This is a genomic window from Haemophilus sp. UMB1048 (genome assembly GCF_030218125.1).
GTDB lineage: Bacteria > Pseudomonadota > Gammaproteobacteria > Enterobacterales > Pasteurellaceae > Haemophilus_D.
Genome location: NZ_JASOPB010000071.1, coordinates 1 through 294, shown reverse-complemented (window position 1 = coordinate 294; position 294 = coordinate 1). Strand labels below are relative to the sequence as shown.

The following is a 294-nucleotide window of genomic DNA, read 5'->3' as shown; positions in this document are numbered from 1 at the left end:
CCAGCGCCTCCGGCTCCCAGCACCAGTTTTCCATAAACTGGCTCGGCAGTTCGACCGCATCCCACGGCACCCCACTGATCCCGGAAACACCAGCGGTTTCAATGCGGGTCAGCATATGGTGCAGGCCGTGACCGAACTCGTGGAACAGGGTGATCACTTCGTCATGGGTAAACAGCGCCGGTTTACCATTTACCGGGCGGTTGAAGTTGCAGGTCAGATACGCGACCGGTTTTTGCAGCGAACCGTCGGCTTTACGCATCTGGCCTACGCAGTCATCCATCCACGCCCCGCCGC

General features: G+C 59.9%; 1 protein-coding gene. It reads right to left on the bottom strand.

Annotated elements, in window-relative coordinates; genetic code table 11:
• Positions 1–294, bottom strand: a 294-nt coding sequence (locus QP437_RS09915) for a M3 family metallopeptidase (RefSeq protein WP_285267720.1), incomplete at both ends; no start/stop codon positions are given.